The organism is Pseudomonas sp. PNPG3 (assembly GCF_023093815.1).
Taxonomy (GTDB): Bacteria; Pseudomonadota; Gammaproteobacteria; order Pseudomonadales; family Pseudomonadaceae; genus Aquipseudomonas; species Aquipseudomonas asiatica.
This window is the reverse complement of sequence record NZ_JALLKV010000349.1, coordinates 1-229: the sequence shown is the minus strand read 5'-3', so window position 1 is coordinate 229 and position 229 is coordinate 1. Positions and strand designations below refer to the sequence as shown.

Genomic DNA, 229 nt, shown 5'->3' with positions numbered 1-229 from the left:
ATCGGGATCAGCCCCTCCCCGGGCGCCAGTCGCCGCTGGAGCGCGTCGTGGTGCGCGGCGCGGGCCTCGAGGTCGACGGCGGGGACGTCGAGCCCGGCCCCGGCCCCGAGCAGGGCCGCGGTCGCGGTGATCTCGGCGAGGATCTCGGCATCCGCGGCGGCGGCGACGGCCAGCGGCAGCAGCTCCTCGGCGTCGGCGCCCACGATCCCGAGGCGCGCGAGGCGCTCCC

1 protein-coding gene is annotated in these 229 nt (G+C 79.9%); it reads right to left on the bottom strand.

The genetic code is table 11. The annotated features are described in order from the left end of the window. Window positions 1-229, bottom strand: a 229-nt coding sequence (locus MJ643_RS31300) for a hypothetical protein (RefSeq protein WP_247727401.1), incomplete at both ends; no start/stop codon positions are given.